The organism is Sphingobium sp. B1D7B (assembly GCF_025961965.1).
Lineage (GTDB): Bacteria > Pseudomonadota > Alphaproteobacteria > Sphingomonadales > Sphingomonadaceae > Sphingobium.
In genome coordinates this window covers 1063413-1088278 of record NZ_JAOQOR010000001.1, presented here as the reverse complement: position 1 = coordinate 1088278, position 24866 = coordinate 1063413, and the positions used below count along the sequence as shown (strand labels likewise).

Below are 24866 nucleotides of genomic sequence, written 5' to 3'. Positions count from 1 at the left end.
ATGCGGGTGCGGCAGCCATGTCGCACCCGCATCCGCTCGCAGCGAGCCAGCCTGTAGAGGACGCCATTGTCCCGAGCCATCGCGTCGATGGCAAACTGGAGTTGAAGAATGACCGTTGATGTTTCGCCTCTTTATGCGCCCTTGCAGGTGAACGGGCTGACCCTGCCCAATCGTCTGGTCATGGCGCCGATGACCCGCGCCAAAAGCCCCGGTGGCATCCCGACCGATGAGGTCGCAGCCTATTATCGGCGGCGCGCGAAAGGCGGAACAGGTCTTCTGATCAGCGAGGGAACGGTCATCGACCGCCCCCTCTCGCGCAACAATGCCGACCTTCCCAGCATCCATGGCGATGGGCTGGCGGGCTGGCGGAAGGTGCTGGCAGAGGTGCATGACGCGGGCGGGCGGATGTGGAGCCAGTTGTGGCATGTCGGCGCCCTGCCGGACCCACGCGCGCCCGACTGGCCGAACAATTTCGAGGGGCCTTCCGGCCTCACCGCGCCAGACCAGCCGCTCGGCCACGCGATGACCGAGTCCGACATCGCCGATACGATCGCCTCTTTCGCGCGCGCCGCCGCGGATGCAAAGGCCGTTGGCTTCGACGGCATCGAGCTGCATGCCGCGCATGGCTATCTGATCGACCAGTTCTTCTGGGCCGGCACCAACCGCCGGGACGATCGTTGGGGTGGCCCCACGCTGGCCGAACGCGCGCGCTTTGCCGTGGAGATCGTCCAGGCCGTCCGCTCGGCTATTCCTGCAGATATGCCGCTCGGCATGCGCGTCTCTCAGTACAAGATCCAGGATTATGACACGCTGCTGGTCTCCAGCCCGTCCGAGGTCACGGACTGGCTGGGACCGCTCGCGGATGCAGGCGTCGATATCTTCCATTGCTCCCAGCGCAATTTCACCGCGCCAGCGTTCCCCGACAGCGATCTCAATCTGGCGGGATGGGCCAAAAAGGCGACAGGCAAGCCCAGCATCACGGTCGGGTCGATCGGGCTGGAAGAGAGTTTCTACGGGGACACTGCCGAGGCCGGCGTGGCGACTTTGCGGGAACTGGTCGAACGCCTTGAGCGCGATGAGTTCGACCTTGTGGCCATCGGCCGGGCGATCCTGAGCGAACCGCAAATTTCAGAAAAGGTCCGCGAAGGGCGGTTCGGCGAGATTGCCCCGTTCACCCGCGAGGCAATTCTTCAGCTACGTTAAGTCAGCGCGCCGGGAGCGATCCGCCAAACCGTGGGCGGATCGCTTCGGGTGAGCCATGGCAAGGGGCTACTCGACGCCACTGATCGTCGCGGTCAATGCCCGAAGTTCGTTGATGAGACGCTCCAACCTTTCCGCTCCAAAGCGCTCTGAATATTCTGCCATCACCCGCCTGACATCATAGGTCAGCGTCTTGACGAGTTCATGCCCGTCGGGCGTGAGTGCCACCAGAACGCGGCGCCGGTTGTCCGTCTCGCGCGCCACAAGATTGCGCGCCTCGAGTTCCTTCAGGATGCGGGTGACGCTGGGCTTGTGCAACTGACCAATTTCAGCGACCCGGCTCGCATCCGTGGGGCCGTGATCGTTAATGACCCGCATGACCCGACATTGCGGCTCGGTAATGTCATGCTCCCGCATCTTCGGCCGCATCGGCAGTATCACGGCTTCCTTGGCGCTCAACAGAACTGCTGAAAGCGTCTGCTCGTACTTCGGCAATTTAGGAGGCTTGCTCACATATTATCCCGGAATTGGTGAAATTGGATGGAGTCATCGAACGCGACAAATATATCGTGACGTTCCAGCCAACGATAACGAGAACAGTAGTACATGACCGGGGTGCCCGCCAGACCTCAAGGCCCGAGCATCAAAACATCGCTTCGCGACAGAGCTGATGTCGAGAGCCGCGCTGCTGAGCTAATGTTTGATATGCTGCATGACCGCGACCATGAGGAATGGCCCGACGCCCTTGGCATGACCAGACTCCGATTTAGGCGCATCGTTCGGCGGGAAGCCGGCATGAATTTCACGCAGCGTCGCCAACAGGCGCCTTTCCGTTCCGCCTTCCAAGCTGGCGGCGGGCGAGCCTATCACATCCGTGGCGCTGGATCTGGGCGGTGACGCGCGCGCAATTTCTCTACGACGTTAAAGCGCGCTCTAGGCGTGCCAGTCATCCCCTTGTCCAGAACAAGGCGTATGAACGCTGGTGCGCAGTTTCCACATGTGGCGCTCTCCCGCCGACCCCATACCCTGTTCAGTCCACTAGGGGGCCCTAGGATAGTGATATGAGTGGTACCAAATCCGGTCTTCAAATCCTTCTTTTCGAAACCGATACGCATTTCGCCGAGTGGCTGTCGCGTCAGGGACCCGATGCCAAGGGTGCATGGCTTCGGTTTGCGAAGCGGGGGTCGAGCCTTGTCACCTTAACCAAGGCAGAAGCGATCGACACCGCCATCTGCCACGGTTGGATCGACGGACAACTGGATAAGTATGACGAGCACAGTTGGCTGATCCGTTTCACGCCGCGCAAGCCTCGGAGCAAATGGTCTCAGGCAAATCGAACACGTGCACTTAGCCTCATCGCGGAGGGCCTCATGGCTGCGCGCGGGATAGAAGAAGTAGAAGCGGCGAGAGCCGACGGACGATGGGATGCCGCCTATGCCTCTGCCAGCAAGGCTGAGGTGCCGCCCGACCTGCAAGACGCTCTCAACGCGAACACGAAGGCTGCTGCCTTTTTCGCGACGCTCGCGGGCGCGAACCGATACGCCATCCTCTATAGAATCAGCACGGCTAAGCGGGCACAAACGCGTATGCGCAAAATCGCAGAATTCATCGCCATGCTGGAACGTGGTGAGACAATTTACGGATAGCTTGCCGGCTGCACACGGCAAGCTTTGGTGGGCAGAAATCGGACCGCAAAGGTCGGCTGTTGAACCGACCTCATGTAAAATACAGCACGCCGCTATGAACCGGGTGTCACGCTCGCCGCGCCAGGCGCCCTATTTCAGTAACGCTTGCCTCGCTTTTCGAGAATGGCCTTGGTCGTAGTGTGGGTATTGCGCGGTGTCGGCGCAGGCATCTGCTGGATGCGCCGCACGTTGAGGCCGTGGCCCATCGCGCTCGTCACCAACTCTCCGTCACGCATCACGAAGCGTCCGCGCACCAGTGTATGGATCGGGGCACCCTTGGTCTCGTAACCCTGGAAGGGCGTCGAGGAGCCCTTGGACTTGAGCAACGCGGAGTCGACCTTGACCGCCTTCTCCATGTCGACGACGACGATGTCCGCATCGGAGCCCGGCAGCAAGGCGCCTTTGCGCGGATAGAGGCCGAATGCCTTTGCTGGCGCCAGCGAGGTCATGCGGACATATTGCGTCAGCGTCATCCGACCATTGGCGATCTGGGTGAGCATCAGCGGCATCTGTGTCTGCACACCGGTAAAGCCGCAGTCGGCCCTCCAGATGTCATCGTTATGCTTTTCTGCATGGCTGTGCGGCGCATGGTCGGTGGCGATCATGTCGATCGTGCCGTCCGCAACGCCCTGCCAGAGCTGCTCTTGATGGACCTTCTCGCGCACCGGCGGATTGACGCGGATGAGCGACTTCTTCTCGGTATAAGCGCGCTCGTCGAGCAGCAGATAATGGGGGCAGGTCTCGGCCGTGATGTCGACACCGCGGGCTTTCGCCTCGCGCAGCGGACGCAGTTCGTCGCCGGATGAGACGTGCAGGATGTGGATGCGCGCTCCGGTCCATTCCGCGAGAATGGCCGCACGCGAGACCGCTTCCACTGCAACGACCGGCGGGCGGGCGTCGAGATGCGCCAGCGGGTCGCAGCAATCCTGCTCGCGCAGCTTCTTCGAGCGACGCGCCATGATCGAGGCATTCTCGGCGTGCAGCGCGACGCGATAGCCGTGCTTTGCGACGATCTCGAACCCTTCGAGGATCGCACCGCTCGGCGGGGATGGGAGGTTGCCGAAGGTGTTGCCCATGAAGCATTTGAAGCCGGCGACGCCGCCCTCGATCAGCGCCTCGAGCTGGTCGAGATTATCCTCGCCGAGCAGGCCGTAGATGCCGAAGTCGACATAGGCCTTCTTGGCCGATTCCAGCTTCATGTTGAGTGCTTCCACCGTGCCCGTCGGCGGATTGGTGTTTGGCATCTCGAACACGGTGGTGACGCCGCCCATCGCAGCGCTGGCCGTACCGGTTTCCCAGGTTTCCTTGTGCGTGTAGCCGGGATCGCGGAAATGCACATGCGCGTCGATGGCGCCGGGGAGAATGTGCTTGCCGGTCGCATCGACCACCTCGGCGGCCTCGGGCATCGCCTCCCGCGCTCCGATGGCCAGGATGAGGCCGTCCTTGATCGCGATCGAGGCGGGGAACATGGCGCTGTCGGTGACGATTGTGGCGCCGTTGATGACGATATCGGCTTTCATGGCGGGTTCCATGGTTATGAGAGGATCAGAGAGCGGCCCAGCCACCATCGACGGGCAGGTCGATGCCGGTGATCTGGCGCGAAACGTCGGAGGCGAGGAACAGGCAGGCATTGGCCACGTCCTGCGCGCTGCTGATGCGGCGCAGCGCATATTCGGCAGCGTGCTCGGCGATGATTTCCTCTTCGCTGCGCCCGGCTGCCTCGGCCATACCCGGCATCACCTTGGTGCGGAAGCGCGGACCATCAACCATGCCGGGCGCGACGATATTCACGTTGATATTGTAAGGCCCAGCCTCGATCGCCGTCGACTTGGTGATGCCGCGCAAACCCCATTTGGAGGCGGAATAGGCCATGCGGCCGGCGCGTCCATGCATGCCGAAGGTGCCGCCGACATTCACGATCTTGCCATAGCGCCGCGCGATCATGCCGGGCAGGACGGCCTTCATCATCAAAAAGCAGCCGCCCATGTTGAGCTTGATGATTTCATCGAAACCTTCCGGCGTGGTCTCCCAGGCGGTGTCGCCGACAGGCCCGGTGCCGCCAGCGACGTTGACCAGCACATCGACACGACCATGCGCCGTCTCGGCCTGGCTCACCGCGGCTTCGCAGTCGGAGGCACTGGTGACGTCACAGCGGATGACGGTAACGGAGGCCTTTGGCCCGATCTCTTCCTTCAGGGTCTCCAGCGCAGTCATATCACGGCCAAGGATGACGATCTTGGCGCCTTCACTAGAAAAGGCCTGTGAAATTGCAGGCCCCATACCTTTCCCGGCGCCTGTAATCATCACAACTTTACTATCGAGATCGAGATTCATTGCCCGCCCGTGACGTTATTGTTCGAAAATAGACCAGAATCAAAATTGATATTGACTTCTGATATTCGATTCGACTTTAAAGAGGTGCGTTTCGACCGAAGCCGACTTCAAAGACGATATTCGATACATCGGTGCATAAGGGATGTGCCGGTGACCAAGTGGTGCTAAACCAGGGGCATGGTGTAGCCGAAAATCGAACGGAGTCGCTGATGGCGCTACGCAACCAGAGGATCTGGCAGTATATCGATGAGGTCGCGCGCGTGGGTTCGGTCCGTCAGGCGGCCGAGCGGTTGAACGTGACGCCCTCCGCCCTGCTCCGCCGCATTCAGGATGTCGAGCATGACCTGAACGCCGTTATTTTCGAGCGACATACCTCTGGCGTCCGCCTCACTGCCGCCGGCGAAGTGCTGATCAGCTGGATACGGATGCAGACCTCCGAATTGCGGCGCGTCTACTCGCAGATCGAGGAGCTGGAAGGTTTGCAGCGGGGCGAGGTGCGCATTGCCTGCAGCCAGGCAGTCGCCCGCAGTTTCGTCCTGCGTCACATCGTCAGCTTTCGCGAAAAGCATCCCAATGTGAAGTTCAAGCTCTCCGTGACCGATCACAGCACGGCGGTGCGCGCATTGATCGATTATGAAATGGATATCGTGCTGATCTTCCGTCCGCTTCGCTCGTCGGAGCTTCACCCGATCATGTCGATCGGTCAGGGCTTGGTGGCCGTCATGGCGGCGGACCATCCGCTCGCCCAGCATGAGGTGCTGCGTCTGCGGCAATGCGCAGAATATGACGTCGCCATGCCGGACATGGCCTTTGGCGGGCGCGAAATCGTCGAGAACCGGCTGCTCTCAAGCTCGGCCAAGCTCAATGTAGCGGTGGAAGCCAACAGCTTCGACTTTCTGGGCGAACTGGTTGCCGGCGGCGATCTCATCACCTTTCAGATCGACATTGGTGCCGATGTCTGGCGCCATGATCCCCGGTTCGCGGTGCGCCGGATCAGCGACATCGACCGGACCTACGGGCCGCTGGTGCTGGGGCAGCTCAAGGGCCGCCCGTTGCCATTGGTCGCTGCGAAGTTTGCCGAGCAGATGGCGCGCGATCTTCATGAGTGCCGGTCCCTGCCGACCCTGCCGGGGGCGGCGGAATGGTCCATGGATGAGGACGATGACGATGCCGCCCACGGGTTCACGCTCGACGCCTGACCGGCATGGCCGACCAGGCCGTTACTAGAGGGCCTGGCCGTAGATCGCCTTCGCGCTCTCGCGGGAAATCATGCCTTCATCCAGGTCGGCACGGACGCTGTCCGGCCTGCGCTGGGCTGGGTCGCCCAGGCCCGCGCCGCCGGGGATCTGCAGCACCAGCCGCTCGCCGGCGGGTATCACCTGCAGGCCCTTGGCGCGCATCATTTTGCCGCCGGAGGTCGACACCGTGCCCGCCGCGCCGTCATGCCCGCCATCGCGCCCCCTGGCCGGGCGGTCGACCCGTTCGAACATCGCGAGTACTTCGAAGCCGCTGCCATCACGCATCCCGACTTCCACGGTCTGCCCCAGGCCGCCGCGCAACGCGCCGGCCCCGCCGCTATCGGTACGCAATTCCTTGCGCCAGATGACGATGGGCGCACCGCTCTCGGTCACCTCGACCGGCATGGCGCGTACACCGCTGGGGAAGGCAGTGCCAGAGAGGCCATCCTGCCCGGGTCGCGCGCCAGAGCCGCCGGAATTGAAGAAGATCGCATCAAATGGATCGCCCTGTCGGCCATTGCCTTCCGCCGGCAGCCGACCGCGCAATTGCACGGACCACAAACAGGACGAGCCCTCGGCCGGCACCCGGTCGGGGATGGCCTGCGAGAGGCAACCGAACACCACATCCGGCAGCATCTGCCCGATGACATGCCGCGCCGCGACCGGCCAGGGGCGCTGGACATTGAGGATGGAGCCTTCCGGTGCGGTGACCTCAAACGGCTCCAGCGCGCCGAAATTGTTCGGCACTTCCGGCGAGATCACGCAGCGCAGGCCGAAAACGGTGTAAGCGCGGCAATAATTCAGCACGACGTTGATGCCGCGCGGCAGGCAGCCGTCCGTGCCCTCATAATCCATCGAGAGGGTGTCGCCATCGATGGTGAGCGTCCCGACGATGGTCACCGGCGCATCATAGCCATCGATCACCAGCGTGCTGGACCACTGGCCATCCGGCAGCTTGGCGATTTCCGCGCGCGTCGCCGCCAGCGAGCGCTCGATGATGTAGTCCGCGACCTGTGAAAGATCCGCCATGCCGAATTCCCCGAGCATGGCGCTCAGGCGACGGGCGGCTGCCTCGTTGCTGGTGATGTAGGAGAGCACGTCGCCCTTCACCTGCAGCGGCATCCGCACATTCTGGCAGAGAATGTCGATGAGATCCTGGTTGATACGCCCCGCGTCGGCCAGCTTCATCAACGGAATCTGCAAGCCTTCCTCGTAGATCGAGCGGCCATCCGGCCCCTGCCCAAGGCCGCCGATATCGACCTGATGGCAGCACACGCCGAACAGCCCGACGACCCGCCCCTCATGGAAAGCCGGGGAGACCACGGTGACGTCGTGGAGATGTCCCGCCGTCAGCCAGGGATCGTTGGTGATGAAATGGTCGCCCTGCTTCATCGTCGCGACCGGGAATTTGGCAAGGAAGTGCCGCACGCCTTCGGCCATGGAGTTCACATGCCCTGGCGTGCCCGTGACCGCTTCTGCCACCAGTCGTCCGTCCAGATCGAACAGCGCGGCGGAAAGATCGCCGGCGTCGCGCACCGTGGTCGAGAAGGCTGTGCGCATCAGCGTCTGGGCCTGCTCTTCGACAATCGAGATCAGCCGCGTCCAGATCACCTGCATCCGCAGTTCGGTCAGCGCATCGCTCATCGGGCGTCTCCTGTCTCGCGGCGCGTCAGCACCAGATAGCCGCGTTCATCCATCTGGCCATCGAAGCGGGGCGAGACCACGGTGGTCGTCTCACGCTCTGCGACCAGCGCCGGGCCGGAGAACCGCTCGCCGGGCTGCATCGTCTCGCGGGCGTAGAGCGCGAAATCCATCGCCTGACCGGTGGTGGGATCGACCACGCGCCGGCTGCCGACCGTCGTGGCGGTGCGGGTTGCGACCGCCGTGCCGGATGCTTCCGCGCGGAAGCCGCTCGCGCTCACATTGACGCGCCAGGTCAGCATTTCGATGGGAAGGTCGAGCACCATGCCGCCATATTGCGCGCGATATGCCTGCTCGAAGCTGGATTGCAGCACGACGATGTCGGCCTCGCCGAGCCGGCGGGCCGGAATCTCGAACGGGATTTCATAGCCCTGTCCCTGATAGCGGGCGAAGCAGACGCGGCGTTCGCTCTGGTCCGCTCCTGTCGCGCCGGCGCTGACCAGGCCGCGCGCTTCCGCCGCCATTTCATCCAGCAGAGCATTGAGGCGGGTCAGATCGGCCTGATCGAGCCGCATGGTGAGGCTGCGGGCAATCTCATAGGAAACCGGCGCGCGCAGGAAGCCCACAGCCGATCCCACGCCGGCGCCCGACGGGATGATCACGCGCCCGATGCCGAGCTTTTCGGCAAAGCTCACCGCATGGAGCGGCGCAGCGCCGCCGAAGGCGATCAGCGTGCGCTCGTCCAGCGTCATGCCCTGCTCGACGGCGTGGACACGCGCTGCGCTCGCCATTGTCTCATCGACAATCTCGCTGACGCCCACTGCCAGCGTCTCCGCCTTGCCATCCCACAGACCGAGCCCGGCCAGCGCGGCGTTCGATTTTTCGGGGTGCAGCGTTACCTTGCCGCCGGCAAAGCGGCTGGGGTCGATGCGGCCGAGCGTGATATCCGCGTCGGTCACGGTCGGGCGCTCGCCGCCACGTCCATAAGCGGCCGGGCCGGGCTCCGATCCCGCGCTATGCGGCCCTACCGTCAGGCGCCCGGCGCTATCCACCGCGGCAATCGATCCACCGCCGGCACCGATCTCGACCATTTCCACCACGGGGATGCGCAACGGCAAGCCGCTTCCCTTGCGGAAGCGGTGGGCGCGTCCGACCTCGAACACCTGCGATGTCTGCGGCGCACCATCGTTGATGAGGCAGATCTTGGCGGTCGTGCCGCCCACGTCGAGTGCCAGCACGCGGTCCTCACCGCATTCGCTGGCCACGGACGCGGCGAAGATTGCGCCGCCCGCCGGGCCGCTCTCCACCAGCCGCACGGGAAACCGCGCGGCGATATCCACGGTGGTCAGGCCGCCGGAAGACAGCATCAGGTAGAGCGGGCAGGCAAAGCCCATCTCCGTCAACCGCGTTTGCAGCCGGCGCAGATAGGCATCGACCAGCGGCTGCACATAGGCATTGGCCGTGGTGGTGGAGAAGCGCTCATATTCGCGCATCTCCGGCGAGACCTCGCTGGAGAGCGAGAGAGCCACACCCGGCATTTCCTCGCGCAGAATTTCCGCCGCGCGCAGCTCGTGCGCCGGGTTCACATAGCTGTGCAGGAACGCGACGGCGACGCTCTCCACACCCTCGGCGCGGAACTGGGTAGCGGCGGCGCGCACGGCCTCTTCATCGAGCGGCAGCAGCACGTTGCCAAGCGCATCCATCCGCTCCGCCACGCCGAGCCGCCACTTGCGCGGCACCAGCGGATCGGGCTTCTCCATGCCGATGTCATATTGGTCGAACCGGCTTTCAGTGCCGAGCGCCAGCACGTCGCGGAACCCGTCGGTAGTCAGCAGCGCAAGTTTGACGCCGCGTCGTTCGATCAGGGCGTTGGTCGCCAGCGTCGTGCCGTGAACGACCAGCGAGACATCCGCCGGCCCAATGCCGGCCTCGTCCAGCAGCAGGCTCACCCCGTCAAGAAGAGCGCGCTCGGGCGCGTCATAGGTGGTCAGCAGCTTGGTCGAATGGCGACGATCGCCAACCTCCAGAACGACATCGGTGAAGGTTCCGCCGATATCGGCACCGATCTTCGCGCCGATCCCCGCAGCGGCGGGGGAGGCAGCCTCAGTTATAGACGTCATGGGGGTTCTTGGAGAGCTGGCTGTAGAAACGGGCGAGGTGATCGGCAACGCGCACCGGCTGGTAGCTGGGGCCGTCTGCGCCAACGAGTTCCGGCAGCGGCGCTACCGTCACATTGCGGTCGGGATTGGCGAAATAGGGCACAGAAAAGCGCTCCACATCCGTGCGATTGCGCACGCGGTGATAGTTGGAGATGAAGCGGCCGTTCGACCACCACATCATCATGTCGCCCACATTGATCGTGAACGCGCCACGCAGCGGCGGCGCCTGAATCCATGCGCCGTCGCGCCGCTTGACCTCAAGGCCGCCGACCTCGCCCTGCGCCAGGATCGTGAACGGCCCTTCGTCGGTGTGCGAAATCATGTTGGACACGTCGCTGTCCGCCGCGTTCGGCAACACCGGATAATAGTTCATGCTCAACTGCGAGGGTGGATGCTTGAACCAGCCATCGAACCGATGCTCGTCCAGACCCAGACCGATCGCAAAGGCACGCAACAACTCGCGGCCAAGGGTCACCATGGCATCGAGATAGGCCTCACCCGCCGCCTGGAACTCCGGCATGTCAGCGGGCCAGCGATTGATTTGATCGAAGATGCGCGCATGCTCCATGTCGTCCGGATCGGCCGGCCACTCATGCTGCATCCGATATTGCTCGAACATGCGGGTGTTGCGAGAGAGCGGCTGTTGCGGGGGCATGGGAATGTAACCGCGATACCAGTCCGGTGTGGCGAATGCCTCAGCCCGCTCCGCCATGGGCTTGGCGAAGAAATCCGCAGCAGCTTTGAACACGGCGTCGATCACCGCCTGCGGGACCCCATGGCCAGTCAGATAGAAGAAGCCGATATTCTCGCAGGCAAAGGCGATTTCTTCGGCGACAGCCTTGCGAGCGGCCGGGTCGCCGGACAGGAAAGGCGCGAAATCCACGATGGGAATCTCGTCCAGCGACACGGCAGCTGCTGCTGCAATATCGTCCTCGCTTCTTTCGCTACGGCTCATATCTGAACACTCCAATGGCTGTCCGTGACTCGTTTAGGACAACGCGGATGGGGCTAGCGGTGCTTTTTAGGTACGGGCCTGTCGCCGAATGATCAACTTCCCGCGCAGCCGATTTGCGGTAGGCATGTAAAAGAAGTCCCCCTGCGGATGATGCCACGAATGACTAACATGAAGAATGCCCCCGATCTGACCGGAAAGACCGCGCTGGTGACCGGCGGCACGCGTGGCCTCGGCCTTGGCCTGGCACGGGCGCTGGGGCGGCAAGGTGCAAAGCTGGTTCTGGTCGGTCGCGATCCTGACACCGGAGCGAAGGCCGTCGCCGCGCTCGCCGCGGAAGGCATCGATGCACAGGCCGTTGCGGCAGATGTCTCCGACGGAGCCGGTTTGCGCGATGCCGTCGCACCACTTGGCGCCATAGATCTTCTGGTCTGCGTGGCCGGTGTGGGCGTGCCGCGCCGTCCCGTGTGGGAGGCGACACCGGAAGACTATCGCGCTTGCTTCGATATCAATGTGCTGGGCGTGATGAATGCCATGGCTGCCGTGATGCCCAGCATGGTGGAACGAGGCGAGGGCCGCGTGGTCACCATTGGCGGGACCTATGGCCATAAGGGCAACGCCGGCTTTGCCATATATTCGGCGTCCAAATGGGCTCTGCGCGGCCTCGTCAAATCCGCCGCGCTCGATGCCGCGCCTTATGGCGTGCGGGTCAACCTCATCTCTCCGGGCGGCGTGGAGGGCGAGCGCCTGTCGCGCATGTTCCGTGAATCCGCGCAGCGCAATGGCGAGCCGGAGGACGCGCCGCTCAAGCGCTTCCTCGCCACCACGGTGCTGGGCCGTCTCGTCACCGAGGAAGATGTCGCAGCGGCGCTCTTCCATCTTGTCGGGCCGGCAGGCAACATGATCACCGGGCAGGACATCGTCGTGGATGCCGGCACCGTCATCTAAAACAGGGGAACGCAAGAGCATGGCCGATCTCAAGGGCTTCCATCGCGATACGCAGGCGCTGCACGCCGGGCGCAATCCGGAAGCCAATTTTGGCGTCGTCAATCCGCCGGTCTACCACTGCTCCACGGTCCTGTTCGAGTCCGTGGATGCGCTGCTGGAAACGCGGCGGGACCGGGCTTCGGGCGCGTTCGAGGGCTTTACCTACGGACGCGAAGGCACCGCGACCACACGCGCGTTCGAGGATGCGATCACCCTGCTGGAAGGCGGCTATCGCGGCATCACGACGAGTTGCGGCCTCGGCGCGATCTGTGCTTCGCTCACGGCCTTCCTCTCTGCTGGAGATCATCTGCTGATCGTGGACAGCCTTTACGGCCCGGCACGCGATTTCTGCGAAAGCTTTCTGCGAAAGTTCGGGGTCGAGGTGACCTATTATCGCCCCGACGTCGGCCCCGCCATTGTCGATCTCTTCCAGCCAAACACTCGCGTCGTCTATATGGAGAGCCCCGGCTCGCTCACCTTCGAGATGACGGATGTGCCCGCCATTACCAGAGAATGCCGTGCGCGCGGCATCTGGACGATCTTCGACAACACGTGGGGATCGCCGATCAATTTCCGGCCGCTCGAACATGGCGTGGACGTGTCGATCAACGCCGCGACCAAATATATTTCCGGCCATTCCGATCTGATGCTCGGCATCGCCGTGACGACCGAAGCGGCCTTCATTCCGGTCAAGAAAACGGCCTCTGCCTCGGGCTATTGCGGCGGGCCGGACGATATCTACATGGCGATGCGCGGCCTGCGCACCCTGCCACTGCGGATGAAGCAGCATCACGCCTCCGGTCTTGCCATCGCGCAATGGCTGCAGGCTCGGCCGGAGGTTCACCGGGTGATGCATCCCGCGCTCCCGGATGATCCCGGTCATGCGATCTGGAAGCGCGACTATGACGGCGCTTCGGGCCTGTTCGGCTTCGTCCTGGAAGCATGCAGCGAGGCACAGTTCGCGGCTTTCATGGACCATATGGATCTCTTCAAGCTCGGCTATTCCTGGGGCGGCTATGAGAGCCTCGTGGTGCCGACCTATCCCAACACGCTGCGCTCGGCGACCGAGTGGTCCGCGCCTGGCCCGGCCGTGCGCATCCATGTCGGGCTAGAGGCGGTCGACGATCTCATCGCCGATCTCGAGAGCGGCTTCGCCCGGCTTCATGCCGCAGCCTGATTTTGATGGAACACCCCATGACCCTGATCGACATTACCGCCGGCCCGTTCAGCTTCGTCGCCAAGCTGGAAGAAGAGCTGGCGCCCGTGACCGCCGCGCGCTTCAAGGCAATGCTGCCTTATGACGAAAGGCTGATTCACGTCCGCTGGAGCGGTGAGGGCGTGTGGATTCCGCTTGGCGATGCCACATACGATCTGCCCTGGGAGAACCCCACGCGCTATCCGGCGCCGGGCCAGTTCATCTTCTACCCCGGCGGCTACAGCGAATGCGAGATCCTGCTCGCTTATGGTGGCGTGGCCTTTGCCAGCAAGCTGGGGCCGCTGGCGGGCATCCATTTCCTCACGATCATCGAAGGACTGGAGCATCTGCCCGAACTCGGCCGCACCGTCTTGTGGGAAGGCGCCCAATCCGTCAGCTTCCGGGTGAGGGGCTGATCGCATGGCGCCGCGCATCGAAAAGCTCCTGATCGACGGCCAGTGGACGGAAGCGAGCGGCGGCGAGACGTTCGAGACGATCAACCCCGCCGACGGCAGCCTGCTGGCTCATATCGCGCGCGCTACGGCGCAGGATGTCGACCGCGCTGTCGCCGCTGCGCGCGCGGCGTTCGAGCAGGGGCCATGGTCGCGCTTCTCTCCTGTCGACCGACAGGCGTTATTGATGCGCCTTGCGGACCTGCTTGAGCGCGACGCCGAGCATTTCGCGCGGCTCGATACACTGGAAATGGGCTCCCCCATCCGCCACACGCGCGGATCGGTGGCGATGCTCGTCGATCTGCTGCGCTATTTCGCCGGCATTGCCCGTTCAATCGAAGGTACGACCAACGCCCCTTCCGATCCCGGCTTGTTCGCCTGTACCGTCAAGGAGCCGGTCGGGGTTTGCGGCGCGATCATCCCCTGGAACGGCCCACTCTGGGCTTCCGTGCTCAAGCTTGGTCCAGTGCTCGCGAGTGGCTGCACGCTGGTTCTCAAGCCTGCCGAAGATGCCAGCCTCGCACCGCTGCGCCTTGCTGAGCTCGCGCTGGAAGCCGGCGTTCCGGATGGCGTGTTCAATGTGGTCACGGGCTTCGGCACGGAGGCCGGCGCCGCCCTCGCCACCCATCCGGGCGTCGACAAGATCGCCTTTACCGGCTCGGTCGAAACCGGCCAGCAGATCATTCGCGCCTCGGCTGGCAACCTCAAGCGCCTGTCGCTGGAGCTGGGGGGCAAGTCGCCCAACATCGTCTTTGCCGATGCCAATCTCGAAGCCGCAGCGCGGGCCGCAGTCGGTGCCGCCTTTGCCAATTCCGGCCAGGTGTGCAGCGCCGGCACAAGGCTGTTCGTCGAGCGCCCGGTGCATCGCGCGTTCGCCGCCGAGGTCGCGCGCATCGCAGCCGATCTCAAGATCGGCAATGGCCTCGATCCGCAGACCGATCTCGGCCCGCTCGTGTCGGCGCGGCAGCTAAGTCGGGTTTCTACGCATATGGAGGATGCGCTGGCCGAGGGCGCGCAGGCCCTGTCCGGCGGCGCGCGACTCTCCGGCGCGGATTATGATCAGGGCTTTTTCTTCCCACCCACGGTGCTGGTCGATGCGCATGACGAGATGCGCGCGGTGCGGGAGGAGATTTTCGGCCCCATCCTTGCCACGCTCCCCTTCGATAGCGAGGATGAGGTCATCGCCCGCGCCAATGCCACGCAATTCGGCCTTGGCGCGGGCGTGTGGACGAGCAGCGTCGGCCGTGCGCATCGCCTGTCGCGCGCGCTCAAGGCCGGCTCGGTGTGGGTGAACTGCTATAACCGCATTGATCCTGCCGTGCCCTCCGGGGGCGTCAAGGCCAGCGGTCAGGGCCGGGAATATGGTCGACAGCATGTCGAGGAGCATTTCCAGCTCAAGTCCGTCTGGATCGATACGGCGGTCTGACGGTGCTGCAGGCCGTCCCCTCCTACCTTCGTAGCCATGGGACGCTTTCGCTGCGCTTCGAGCAACGCGCCGGCAAGACGGTGTTGCGCCGCCGGCAGGAGGGCGGCTGCCTGCGTGTGCGCGTGCCGCGCGGCCCGGCAGTCGAGGCGGTGGTCATTAACACATCCGGCGGCCTGTGCGGCGGAGACAGCATCGACCAGCGCGTGGCGTGGGCCGAGGATACCGCATCGCTGCTGACCACGCAGGCCGCCGAGAAGGTCTATGGCAGCACCGGCCCCGCCTGCACCGTTGCCACGCGCCTTCATGTCGGTCCCCGCGCCAGCGCAGAGTGGCTGCCGCAGGAAACCATCCTGTTCGATGGCGCCCGGCTGGAGCGCATGACCGACATCGCATTGGAGGCCGACGCTGCTTTGCTCTGGTGCGAATCCGTCGTGTTCGGCCGCCTCGCACGCGGCGAGCAGTTTTCAACCGGCCAGCTGTTCGATCGCGTTCGGGTCCGTCGCGGGGGCGCGTTGATCTATGCCGATGTGCTGGCCCTCGGCGAGGCGCCGGCTGCCCAGCTCGGTCGCCCGGCGCTGGGCGACGGCGCCCGTGCCAGCGCGGTGCTTCTGGCCATTGGCGGCGATGCGGTCACCCGCCTCGATGCGGTGCGCGCCATGCTTGAGGATCATCTCGATGTGCTGGCCGGCGCGAGCCTGTGGAACGGCATCCTCGCCGTCCGACTGCTCGCTCGGGATCCGCCGGCGCTGCGTCGCTGTCTGGCGGCATCGCTCAAATTGCTGCGGGGCCGGCCCGATCTGCCCGGTCTGTGGAGGTGCTGAGATGCAATTGACACCTAGAGAGAAGGACAAGCTGCTGCTCTCCGTCGCTGCCATGGTGGCGCGGCGGCGGCTGGAGCGCGGGGTGAAGCTCAATTATCCCGAGGCCATCGCCCTGATCAGCGACTTCGTGCTGGAGGGCGCGCGCGACGGGCGCAGCGTCGCCGATCTCATGGAAGCCGGCGCGCATGTGCTCACCCGCGAGCAGGTCATGCCGGGCATCGCCGAGATGATCCCCGATGTGCAGATCGAGGCGACCTTTCCCGATGGCACGAAACTGGTGACAGTCCATGACCCGATCCGCTGACGCCCCGGCCCACCCCCGCGCGCCGGCCGAGATGATTCCCGGCGAACTTCTCCCCGCCGATGGCGAATTGGAGCTGAATGCCGGTCGTCCCGTGCTGCGCCTGACCGTCGCCAACACCGGCGACCGGCCGGTGCAGGTCGGCAGCCATTATCATTTTGCCGAGACCAATCCGGCGCTCGATTTCGACCGTGCTGCCGCGCGCGGGCACCGGCTGGATATTCCCTCTGGCACGGCGGTGCGCTTCGAGCCCGGGCAGAGCCGCGAGATCGATTTGGTGCCGGTGGCCGGCGCGCGCACGGTCATCGGCTTTCGGCAGGACGTGATGGGAGCACTGGACTGATGGCATATCGCATGACCCGCGCGGCCTATGCCGACATGTATGGCCCCACCACCGGCGACCGCCTGCGCCTCGCCGATACCGATCTCATCATCCGCATCGAGCGTGACCTCACCGACTATGGCGAGGAAGTGAAGTTCGGCGGCGGCAAGGTTATCCGCGATGGCATGGGCCAGAGCCAGGTCACCCGCGCTTCCGGGGCGGCCGATACCGTCATCACCAATGCCGTGGTGCTGGACTGGACCGGCATCTACAAGGCGGACATTGCGCTGCGCGATGGGCGCATCGCCGCCATAGGCAAGGCCGGCAATCCGGACATCCAGCCGGGCGTCGATATCGTCATCGGCCCTGGCACGGAGATCATTGCAGGTGAGGGCAAGATCCTCACCGCTGGCGGCGTCGATGCCCATATTCACTTCATCTGCCCGCAGCAGGTGGAGGAGGCTATCGCCAGCGGCGTCACCACCATGATCGGCGGCGGCACCGGCCCGGCGACCGGCACCAACGCCACCACCTGCACCCCCGGTCCCTGGCATATCGAGCGGATGCTGATGGCCGCCGAGGGCTTGCCGGTGAACCTCGGCTTTGCCGGCAAGGGCAATGCCAGCCAGCCCGATGGCCTCATTGAGCAGATCCGCGCCGGTGCCTGCGCGCTCAAGCTGCATGAGGATTGGGGCACCACGCCTGCGGCGATCGACTGCTGCCTGAGCGTCGCGGATGCGATGGACATTCAGGTCATGATCCACACCGACACGCTTAACGAGAGCGGATTCGTAGAGGATACGATCGCCGCCTTCGCAGGGCGCACGATCCACGCCTTCCACACCGAGGGTGCAGGCGGCGGCCACGCCCCGGACATCATCCGCCTCGCCGGGCTGGCGCATGTGATCCCGTCGTCAACGAACCCGACCATGCCCTTCACCGTCAACACCATCGACGAGCATCTCGACATGCTGATGGTGTGCCATCATCTCGATCCGTCGATCCCGGAGGATCTCGCCTTTGCCGAGAGCCGGATTCGCAAGGAGACGATTGCGGCCGAGGACATCCTGCACGACCTCGGCGCGCTTTCGATCATCTCGTCGGACAGTCAGGCAATGGGCCGCGTGGGCGAGGTCATTACCCGCACCTGGCAGACCGCGCACAAGATGAAACGCCAGCGCGGTCCGCTTACCGGCGACGATGCGCAGGCGGACAACGCACGGGCGAAGCGCTATGTCGCCAAATACACCATCAACCCCGCGCTGGCGCAGGGCCTCGCGCATGAGGTCGGCTCGGTCGAGGTCGGCAAGCTGGCCGATTTGGTGCTGTGGCATCCGGCGTTCTTTGGTGCCAAGCCGGAGCTGGTCATCAAGGGCGGCATGATCGTCCATGCGATGATGGGCGATGCCAATGCGTCGATCCCGACGCCGCAGCCGGTTCATGCCCGGCCGATGTTCGGCAGCTACGGCCGCGCCATGGCCGCAAGCTGCATCACCTTCGTGAGCGCCGCCTCACTGGACACCGATCCTGCGGCACGCCTCGGTCTCTCGCGGACGCTCAGCGCGGTGCGCGCCACCCGCGGCATCGGCAAGCGCGATATGAAACTCAACGATGCCCTGCCGCATATCGAGGTCAATCCCGAGACCTATGAGGTACGGGCGGATGGCGAATTGCTGGCCTGCGAGCCTGCGTACGAGTTGCCCCTCGCCCAACGCTACTTCCTCTATTGAAAGGGTCGGGACGCAATATGCTCCGTATCACCGCCATCCAGCCGGGCCACAGCCATGACGCCACCGACACGGTGCTGCTCGATCATGACCAGCGTCGTCGCCGCCGCATCGTCTATCGTACGCGGGCCGGCCGCGCGATCCTGCTCGATCAGCCCAATGTCGTCCATCTGCGCCATGGCGATGGGCTGCTGCTGGACGATGGCACGCTTGTCGCCGTCAAGGCACTGCCCGAGCGACTCACCGCCATCACCGCCCCGGACCTCCCCGCGCTGGTGCGCATTGCCTGGCATCTGGGCAACCGCCATCTGCCGACCCAGCTCGATGGCGAACGGCTGCTGATCCGCGAGGATCATGTCATCGCCCATATGGTCGAGGGGCTGGGTGGCACGTGCCAGGCGGTCGAAGCCGCGTTCGATCCCGAAGGTGGCGCCTATGAGGGTGCGCCCGGCCATGCTCACGCCCACGATCACGGTCGCGATCATCACAGTCACGGGGATCACCACCACGACCATCACCATCATCACAGCCATGGATGACGGCGCCCTCTTCGATTTGCTGAGCTGGATGTCGCCCGCCTGGCCCATCGGCGCCTTCGCACATTCCGGCGGCATCGAGTGGGCTGTGGAGGCCGGGCATGTCACCAGCCGCGACGAGACGGTGGCGTGGATCGGCGACTTGCTGGAGCATGGCCCGCTGTTCAACGAGGCGGTGTTTTTCCTCCACGCCCTTCGCGCCGCGCTGGCGGGTGATGTCGCACGGCTGACCGAAGTGGCCGAACTGGCGGTTGCCGCCCAGAGCGGCTTCGAGCGCCATCTGGAAACCACGGCGCAAGGTGCGGCCTTTCGCCGCATCGCGCTTCAGTCGACGCAGCCTTCCGCCTTTGCAGCGCTGATCGCCCATGTGCCGGATGGCGCGCTCGCCTATCCTGTAGCGGCGGGCTGCCTCTTCGGCTGCCAGGGCATATCGGAGCGGCATGGTCTTGTGGCCTATCTCCATGGCTGCGTCGCCAATCTCGTTTCCGCCGCCCAGCGGCTCGTGCCGCTCGGTCAGACCGATGGCCAGCAGGCCCTGCTTGCCCTGCGCGAGCCGATCCGTGCGCTGGCAGCGGAGGTGATGGCGCTGCCCGACAGCGATCCCTTCCTCGCCCTGCGCGGCTGCACGCTCGTCGCCGAGATCGGCTGCATGGCGCATGAAACCCAATATACGAGGCTGTTCAGGACATGACGACAATGGAACAGGATGGCGCCATGCAGGCGCAGACCACCGGCGCCCTGCGCGTCGGCATTGGCGGGCCGGTTGGCTCGGGCAAGACGGCGCTGATGGACGCGCTCTGCAAATCGCTGCGCGAGCGCTATCGGATCGCCGCCATCACCAACGACATCTACACGCGCGAGGATGCCGAGTTCCTCACCCGCGCCGGCTCGCTGGAGCCTGAACGCATTCTTGGCGTCGAGACCGGGGGCTGCCCGCATACCGCGATCCGCGAGGATGCGTCGATGAACCTGGCGGCGGTGGACACGCTGGAAAAGCGCTTCCCGGGCCTGCAACTGGTGCTGATCGAGAGCGGCGGTGACAATCTTGCCGCCACCTTCAGTCCCGAGCTGGCGGACCTGACGATCTACGTCATCGACGTGTCGGCGGGCGACAAGATCCCGCGCAAGGGCGGACCGGGCATCACCCGCTCGGACCTGCTCGTCATCAACAAGATCGATCTCGCGCCCCATGTCGGTGCCAGCCTTGAGGTGATGGACCGGGATGCGCGCAAGATGCGCGGACAGCGCCCGTTCGTCTTCGCTAATGTGCGGGCGGGCCAGGGCGTCGCGGAGATCGAGGCATTTATCATCGAACATGGAGGGCTGAACGGATGATCAGACATTGCAAAACGGCGCTCGTCGCCATGATCGCGCTGATGCTGCCGGCGGCGGCACAGGCACATCCCGGCCATGAGGTCGCCAGTCCGCTGGTCTCGGGCCTGCTGCATCCGCTCACCGGCGCCGACCACCTCGTCGCGATGGTCATGGTCGGACTGTGGGGCGGCATGTTGGCGGGCCGTGCGAAATGGGCCGCACCGGCCGCCTTCGTGGGCGCGATGGTGATCGGCTTTGGCTATGCGCTGCTCGGCCAACCAGCCGGCCTTGCCGAAGGCGGCATTCTGCTCTCCATCCTCCTGCTTGGTCTGGCGCTGGCCCTTCGGCTGAAGGCCTCATGGGCTGTCGCGGCGGCAGTGACGGGTGCTTTCGGCTTTGTGCACGGCATGGCGCATGGTCTTGAGGCTCCGGCTGGGGACGTCGCCACGTTCACGTTCGGCTTTATCGCGGCGACAGCGGCGCTGCACGCGCTGGGCGTCGTGATCGGAAGCCGCGTTCCCGCACAGGCCTTGCGGGCGATGGGTGCGATGGGCGCCGGTTTCGCGGTGTTTCTGCTCGCGGCCTGATCGCGCTCAGGCGATCAGAGCCACTTCGGCACGTCGGGCTTTTCGAAGGCGATGAGGGCGTCAATCAGCGCGTCTGGATCGCCTTCGACGACGATGCCGTTGCGATGCTCAGGCGGGAGGAATTTCTGCCCGATCATCGTGTCGATAAAGGTCATGAACGGCTCGTGGAAGCCGCCGACATTGTAGAGGCCGACCGGCTTGTCGATCTCGCCAAGCTGGTTGAGCGTCCAGGCCTCCATGAACTCCTCCAGCGTCCCGATGCCGCCGGGCAGGGCGATGCAGGCATCCGCGACGCTGAGCATCCGCTCCTTGCGCACCCGCATCGTCTCGACGATCTCGTGCAGGGAGAGCTTGGGGTGAAGGTGCCCCCGATCGAACAGCCGCTGGTTGATCACGCCGTGAACATGGCCGCCGCCCGCCAGCGCGGCATCGGCCAGGATGCCCATCAGCCCCTTGTGCGTGCCGCCATAGACGATGCCGATGCCGCGCCGGGCCAGCGCTGCGCCCAGATCGGCCGCCGCGCGTTCATAGGTGTCGCCAAGGCCCGGATTGGATCCGCAGAAGACGGCAACGGTACGGATGTCGCGCTTTGGCTGGCTCATTGATGTGCTCGCATGTTCGAATGGTCGATGCGCGAGCCTATGTTTCGAAATCCGTCACGGCAAGCGCTGATGGGTTCTGATTCCAGCAACGCAGCGGGCGCCAGTCGGCAACACGCGCGCGCGAGCGGTTGAGGCAAAACGGACGTGATCAGGGCACCAGCACCGCACAGACGACCCACGGGAAGCCAAGCATGACACCAGCACAAAATGATCTCATCACCCTGAGCGCCAAGGGTACGCCGCTCGGCGCACTCCTGCGCCGCTACTGGCAGCCCATCGCATTGCTGGAGGAGCTGGAAGGGCCGCGGCCCGCCAAGGCCGTAAAGGTGCTGGGGCAGGACATGGTGCTGTTCCGCGACGAGCAGGGCCGCCTCGGCCTGCTCGATCGCGATTGCCCGCATCGCGGCGCCGATCTCGCCTTCGGGCGGCTGGAAGATGGCGGCCTGCGCTGCCTGTTCCATGGCTGGCTGTTCGATGTCGATGGCAATTGCATCCAGACCCCCGGCGAGCCGGCCGGCTCCAGCCTGTGCAGCCGCGTCAAGCAGCGCAGCTACCCGGTGGTCGAGCGTGCCGGTATGATCTTCGGCTTTCTGGGCGAGGGCGATGCGCCGGCCTTCCCCGGCCTGGATTGCTTCGCCGCGCCGGACAGCCATGTCTTTGCCTTCAAAGGCTATCTGGATTGCAACTGGCTGCAGGCGCTGGAGGTCGGTGTCGACCCGGCTCATGCCAGCTTCCTCCACCGTTTCTTCGAGGACGAGGAGGCGGACGCTTATGGCAAGCAGTTCCGCGGCCGCTCGGCAGACAGCGACCTCACCATGATCCAGGTGCTGCGCGAGTTCGAAAACCCGGACATCACGATTACCAAGACGGATATCGGCTTCCGCCTCACCGCCTTGCGCTCGCTGCCCGAGGGCAAGACGCATGTGCGCATCACCAACCTGTTCTTTCCGCAGGCCTTCGTCATCCCGCTTTCGGAGACGATGACGATCACGCAATGGCATGTGCCGATCGATGATCACAGTTGCTACTGGTACGCCGCCTTCACCAGCTTCACCGATGCGGTGGACAAGGAAGAGATGCGCCGGCAGCGGCTCACGCTTTATGAGCTGCCGGACTACAAGCCCCGCCTCAATCGCCAGAACGACTATGGCTATGACGTGGTGGAGCAGCGCAGCCGCACCTATACGGGCATGGGCGAGGACATCAACGTGCACGACCAGTGGGCGGTGGAGTCCATGGGCCGCATCCAGGATCGCACCCGCGAGCATCTCGGCACCACGGACAAGGGCATCGTCGCCTATCGCACCATGCTCATCCGCGAGATCGGCAAGCTGCAGAAGGGCGAGCGCCCACTGCTCGATCTGACAGCGGAGGAAGCGCAGCAGGTGCGTGATCCGGGCACTGTCGATGGCGTCGCGCCCGCCGGTGCGGACCTTGAGGCCTATTGGCGCGAGGTGGACCGCCGCCGTCGCGATGCCGCACCCTGGGCCTCCCAGCCGGCTCCTGTTTCCGCAGAATGAGCGACTTCATCGCCACCCATGGCCTGTGGAGCAACGAAGCCCGTCGCCAGGCCGCCGATGTCCTCAAGCGCATCGAGGCCGACGGGATCAATACCGTCCGCCTCGTCTTTGCAGACATGCACGGGATCACGCGCGGCAAGACGTTGCTGGCCGGCTCCCTCGCGGGCGCCTTCGAGGATGGCTGCGCGATCACCTCGACGCTGCTGCTCAAGGATACATCGCACCGCACAGTGGTGCCGGTTTTCGCGGCCGGCGCCGGGATTGGCGATGCCGATCTGCAGGGCGGCGGCGATGTCATCATGGTGCCCGATCCGGCCACCTTCCGCGTTCTGCCCTGGGCACCCGGCACCGGCTGGATGCTGTGCGATCTCTATCATCATGATGGTCGCCCGGTCGTCGCCTCCACCCGCCGGCTCGCCCGCGCGGCGGTGGACCGGCTGGCGGCGCGCGGCTTTGAGTATGTGAGCGGGCTCGAAGTGGAGTTCTACCTCACCCGGCTGGAAGACGCGGCGCTTGGCCTGGGTGATGCCGGCCAGCCCGGCCGCCCCCCGCAGGTCTCGTTGCTCCACCAGGGCTATGCGTATCTCACCGAGCAGCGTTACGATCAGGTCGAGCCAATCGTCGAGATCCTGCGCGAAAACTGCCTCGCGCTCGGCCTGCCGCTGCATTCACTGGAAGTGGAGTTCGGCCCCAGCCAATGCGAGTTCGTCTTCAAGGCGGGCACCGGCATTGGCCCGGCGGACGACATGATTCTGTTCCGCAGCGCCGCCAAGCAGATCGCCCGGCGCCATGGCTATCATGTCAGCTTCATGTGTCGTCCCCAATTGCCCGAGGCGATGGCGAGCGGCTGGCATCTCCACCAGTCCTTGCGCAATATCCGCACCGGCGAGAACGCCTTCGCGCCCTCCGACGGGTCGGATGGCCTTTCCGGCGTTGGCCAGCAATTCCTCGCCGGGCTGCTCGCCGGCGCAGCCGGGGCCGCGCCCTTCTCCACCCCCACCATCAATGGCTACAAGCGCTACCGGCCCAACAGCCTTGCCCCCGATCGCGTGGCCTGGGCGGAGGACAATCGCGGCGCCATGCTGCGCGTCCTCGCCAGAGGCGCCGCAAAACTGCGCCGCATCGAGAACCGCGTGGGCGAGCCGGCCGCCAATCCCTATCTCTACCTCGCCTCTCAAATGGTCACCGGCCTTGCCGGAATCGAGGGCGGCATGGACCTGCCCCCCCCGGTGGACTCACCCTACGCTGCGCAGGTCGAAAAACTCCCCCAGACGCTCGATGCCGCGCTCGACCGGCTGGACACAGACCCCCTCCTGCGCGCCGCCGTCGGCAATGATTTCGTCGACCACTTCCTCCTCATCAAACGCGCCGAAGTCGCCCGCTACAACCAGACCGTGACGGACTGGGAACATCGCGAGTATTTCGATTTGTTTTGAGGGGAAGCGGATCACGGGACGGCATCCCTGCCGTCTATGCGTGAAACAGGTCGCCTGAAAAGCGTTCCTCGCAATGCACGTCCGGGTTTGCGAAACAAACCAAAAGGCGGAAACAGCTGAGTTCCCGCAGGAATGGTCTTTGCCGATCTTCACCGTTCGTGCCGAGTAGAGTCCGAGTATCGGCGCAGGTGCGTATCGAAGCATCGCAGAGCAGGGGCTGGTCCTTTGATACCTCGCTTCGACAGGCTCAGCCGCTACTCAGGCCCCCGGAATGCCGTCACTATGTTTGCCGTGTCCGATCAGCCCGCTTTTAAGCGTTCATGGGGAGCGGCGCCCGGCAAGTTTGAGATGGTTAAAGGACCTCACTGAACCGTCGGCTGATGCTTGATAACATGATGCAAAATGGGCAGGTAACCTTGGTCATCTAAAAG

The 24866-nt window shown here is 64.6% G+C and carries 24 protein-coding genes; 17 read left to right on the top strand and 7 right to left on the bottom strand.

Going from position 1 to position 24866, the window contains the following annotated elements; translation table 11 throughout:
- Window positions 1–108: 108 nt before the first annotated feature.
- Window positions 109–1203, top strand: a complete 1095-nt coding sequence (locus M2336_RS05120; RefSeq protein ID WP_264574226.1) for an NADH:flavin oxidoreductase — start codon at window positions 109–111, stop codon at window positions 1201–1203.
- A gap of 66 nt (window positions 1204–1269) precedes the next feature.
- Here the strand turns inward: M2336_RS05120 and M2336_RS05115 are convergent, their stop codons facing one another.
- Window positions 1270–1713 (bottom strand): MarR family winged helix-turn-helix transcriptional regulator, encoded by a 444-nt coding sequence (locus M2336_RS05115; protein ID WP_181560786.1) that lies wholly within the window; start codon window positions 1711–1713, stop codon window positions 1270–1272.
- A 548-nt stretch (window positions 1714–2261) separates the two neighbouring features.
- Between M2336_RS05115 and M2336_RS05110 the strand changes: the two genes are divergently transcribed.
- A complete protein-coding gene (locus M2336_RS05110) occupies window positions 2262–2846 on the top strand; it encodes a YdeI/OmpD-associated family protein (protein WP_264574224.1) in 585 nt (194 codons plus the stop codon).
- Between the two features lie 134 nt (window positions 2847–2980).
- Here the strand turns inward: M2336_RS05110 and allB are convergent, their stop codons facing one another.
- Both allB and M2336_RS05100 read right to left on the bottom strand, forming a co-directional pair.
- The gene (allB, locus tag M2336_RS05105) at window positions 2981–4405 is read right to left on the bottom strand and encodes an allantoinase AllB (protein WP_264574223.1); all 1425 of its coding nucleotides are present in this window, start codon (window positions 4403–4405) and stop codon (window positions 2981–2983) included.
- A 25-nt stretch (window positions 4406–4430) separates the two neighbouring features.
- On the bottom strand, window positions 4431–5189 hold the full coding sequence (locus tag M2336_RS05100; RefSeq protein ID WP_264574222.1) for an SDR family NAD(P)-dependent oxidoreductase: 759 nt from the start codon (window positions 5187–5189) through the stop codon (window positions 4431–4433).
- 239 nt (window positions 5190–5428) lie between these two features.
- On the opposite strand from M2336_RS05100, the gene M2336_RS05095 reads away from it, so the two are divergent.
- Window positions 5429–6418, top strand: a complete 990-nt coding sequence (locus tag M2336_RS05095; protein ID WP_181560790.1) for a LysR family transcriptional regulator — start codon at window positions 5429–5431, stop codon at window positions 6416–6418.
- Between the two features lie 24 nt (window positions 6419–6442).
- Here the strand turns inward: M2336_RS05095 and M2336_RS05090 are convergent, their stop codons facing one another.
- Genes M2336_RS05090 through M2336_RS05080 form a run of 3 tightly spaced genes read right to left on the bottom strand, consistent with a single transcriptional unit; the run spans window position 6443 to window position 11212 of the window.
- Window positions 6443–8101, bottom strand: coding sequence for a hydantoinase B/oxoprolinase family protein (locus tag M2336_RS05090; protein ID WP_264574221.1), 1659 nt, complete (start codon window positions 8099–8101; stop codon window positions 6443–6445).
- Complete coding sequence (locus M2336_RS05085; protein ID WP_264574220.1) at window positions 8098–10218, bottom strand: hydantoinase/oxoprolinase family protein; 2121 nt, start codon at window positions 10216–10218, stop codon at window positions 8098–8100. The genes M2336_RS05090 and M2336_RS05085 overlap by 4 nt, the downstream gene beginning before the upstream one ends.
- Complete coding sequence (locus tag M2336_RS05080) at window positions 10202–11212, bottom strand: isopenicillin N synthase family dioxygenase (protein ID WP_264574219.1); 1011 nt, start codon at window positions 11210–11212, stop codon at window positions 10202–10204. The genes M2336_RS05085 and M2336_RS05080 overlap by 17 nt, the downstream gene beginning before the upstream one ends.
- Window positions 11213–11371: 159 nt before the next feature.
- On the opposite strand from M2336_RS05080, the gene M2336_RS05075 reads away from it, so the two are divergent.
- The 12 genes from M2336_RS05075 to M2336_RS05020 are packed head-to-tail and all read left to right on the top strand — an operon-like array spanning window position 11372 to window position 20877.
- Window positions 11372–12157 (top strand): SDR family NAD(P)-dependent oxidoreductase, encoded by a 786-nt coding sequence (locus tag M2336_RS05075; protein ID WP_264571427.1) that lies wholly within the window; start codon window positions 11372–11374, stop codon window positions 12155–12157.
- Between the two features lie 19 nt (window positions 12158–12176).
- Entirely contained in the window at window positions 12177–13373 is a 1197-nt protein-coding gene (gene metC, locus M2336_RS05070; protein ID WP_264574217.1) for a cystathionine beta-lyase, read from the top strand.
- Between the two features lie 17 nt (window positions 13374–13390).
- Window positions 13391–13807, top strand: a complete 417-nt coding sequence (locus M2336_RS05065) for a DUF3830 family protein (protein WP_264574216.1) — start codon at window positions 13391–13393, stop codon at window positions 13805–13807.
- A 4-nt stretch (window positions 13808–13811) separates the two neighbouring features.
- A complete protein-coding gene (locus tag M2336_RS05060) occupies window positions 13812–15269 on the top strand; it encodes an aldehyde dehydrogenase family protein (RefSeq protein ID WP_264574215.1) in 1458 nt (485 codons plus the stop codon).
- Window positions 15270–15271: 2 nt separating this feature from the next.
- Complete coding sequence (locus tag M2336_RS05055; RefSeq protein ID WP_264574214.1) at window positions 15272–16090, top strand: urease accessory protein UreD; 819 nt, start codon at window positions 15272–15274, stop codon at window positions 16088–16090.
- 1 nt (window position 16091) lies between these two features.
- The gene (locus M2336_RS05050; protein WP_181560798.1) at window positions 16092–16394 is read left to right on the top strand and encodes an urease subunit gamma; all 303 of its coding nucleotides are present in this window, start codon (window positions 16092–16094) and stop codon (window positions 16392–16394) included.
- Window positions 16395–16425: 31 nt separating this feature from the next.
- Window positions 16426–16734, top strand: coding sequence for an urease subunit beta (locus M2336_RS05045; protein WP_264574962.1), 309 nt, complete (start codon window positions 16426–16428; stop codon window positions 16732–16734).
- The gene (gene ureC, locus M2336_RS05040) at window positions 16734–18443 is read left to right on the top strand and encodes an urease subunit alpha (protein ID WP_264592596.1); all 1710 of its coding nucleotides are present in this window, start codon (window positions 16734–16736) and stop codon (window positions 18441–18443) included. Before M2336_RS05045 ends, ureC begins: the two co-directional genes overlap by 1 nt.
- A gap of 17 nt (window positions 18444–18460) precedes the next feature.
- Entirely contained in the window at window positions 18461–18979 is a 519-nt protein-coding gene (locus M2336_RS05035) for an urease accessory protein UreE (RefSeq protein ID WP_264574212.1), read from the top strand.
- Complete coding sequence (locus M2336_RS05030) at window positions 18894–19667, top strand: urease accessory protein UreF (protein ID WP_264574211.1); 774 nt, start codon at window positions 18894–18896, stop codon at window positions 19665–19667. The genes M2336_RS05035 and M2336_RS05030 overlap by 86 nt, the downstream gene beginning before the upstream one ends.
- 5 nt (window positions 19668–19672) lie before the next feature.
- On the top strand, window positions 19673–20311 hold the full coding sequence (gene ureG, locus M2336_RS05025) for an urease accessory protein UreG (protein WP_264572313.1): 639 nt from the start codon (window positions 19673–19675) through the stop codon (window positions 20309–20311).
- Entirely contained in the window at window positions 20308–20877 is a 570-nt protein-coding gene (locus M2336_RS05020; RefSeq protein ID WP_264574210.1) for a HupE/UreJ family protein, read from the top strand. The genes ureG and M2336_RS05020 overlap by 4 nt, the downstream gene beginning before the upstream one ends.
- A gap of 14 nt (window positions 20878–20891) precedes the next feature.
- Here M2336_RS05020 and M2336_RS05015 read toward each other — a convergent pair whose 3' ends face one another.
- Window positions 20892–21479, bottom strand: coding sequence for a TIGR00730 family Rossman fold protein (locus M2336_RS05015; RefSeq protein WP_181560801.1), 588 nt, complete (start codon window positions 21477–21479; stop codon window positions 20892–20894).
- Window positions 21480–21670: 191 nt separating this feature from the next.
- Between M2336_RS05015 and M2336_RS05010 the strand changes: the two genes are divergently transcribed.
- Together M2336_RS05010 and M2336_RS05005 are read left to right on the top strand one after the other, a co-directional pair.
- Complete coding sequence (locus M2336_RS05010) at window positions 21671–22999, top strand: aromatic ring-hydroxylating dioxygenase subunit alpha (protein WP_264574209.1); 1329 nt, start codon at window positions 21671–21673, stop codon at window positions 22997–22999.
- Complete coding sequence (locus M2336_RS05005; protein WP_264574208.1) at window positions 22996–24435, top strand: glutamine synthetase family protein; 1440 nt, start codon at window positions 22996–22998, stop codon at window positions 24433–24435. The genes M2336_RS05010 and M2336_RS05005 overlap by 4 nt, the downstream gene beginning before the upstream one ends.
- Window positions 24436–24866 lie beyond the last annotated feature (431 nt).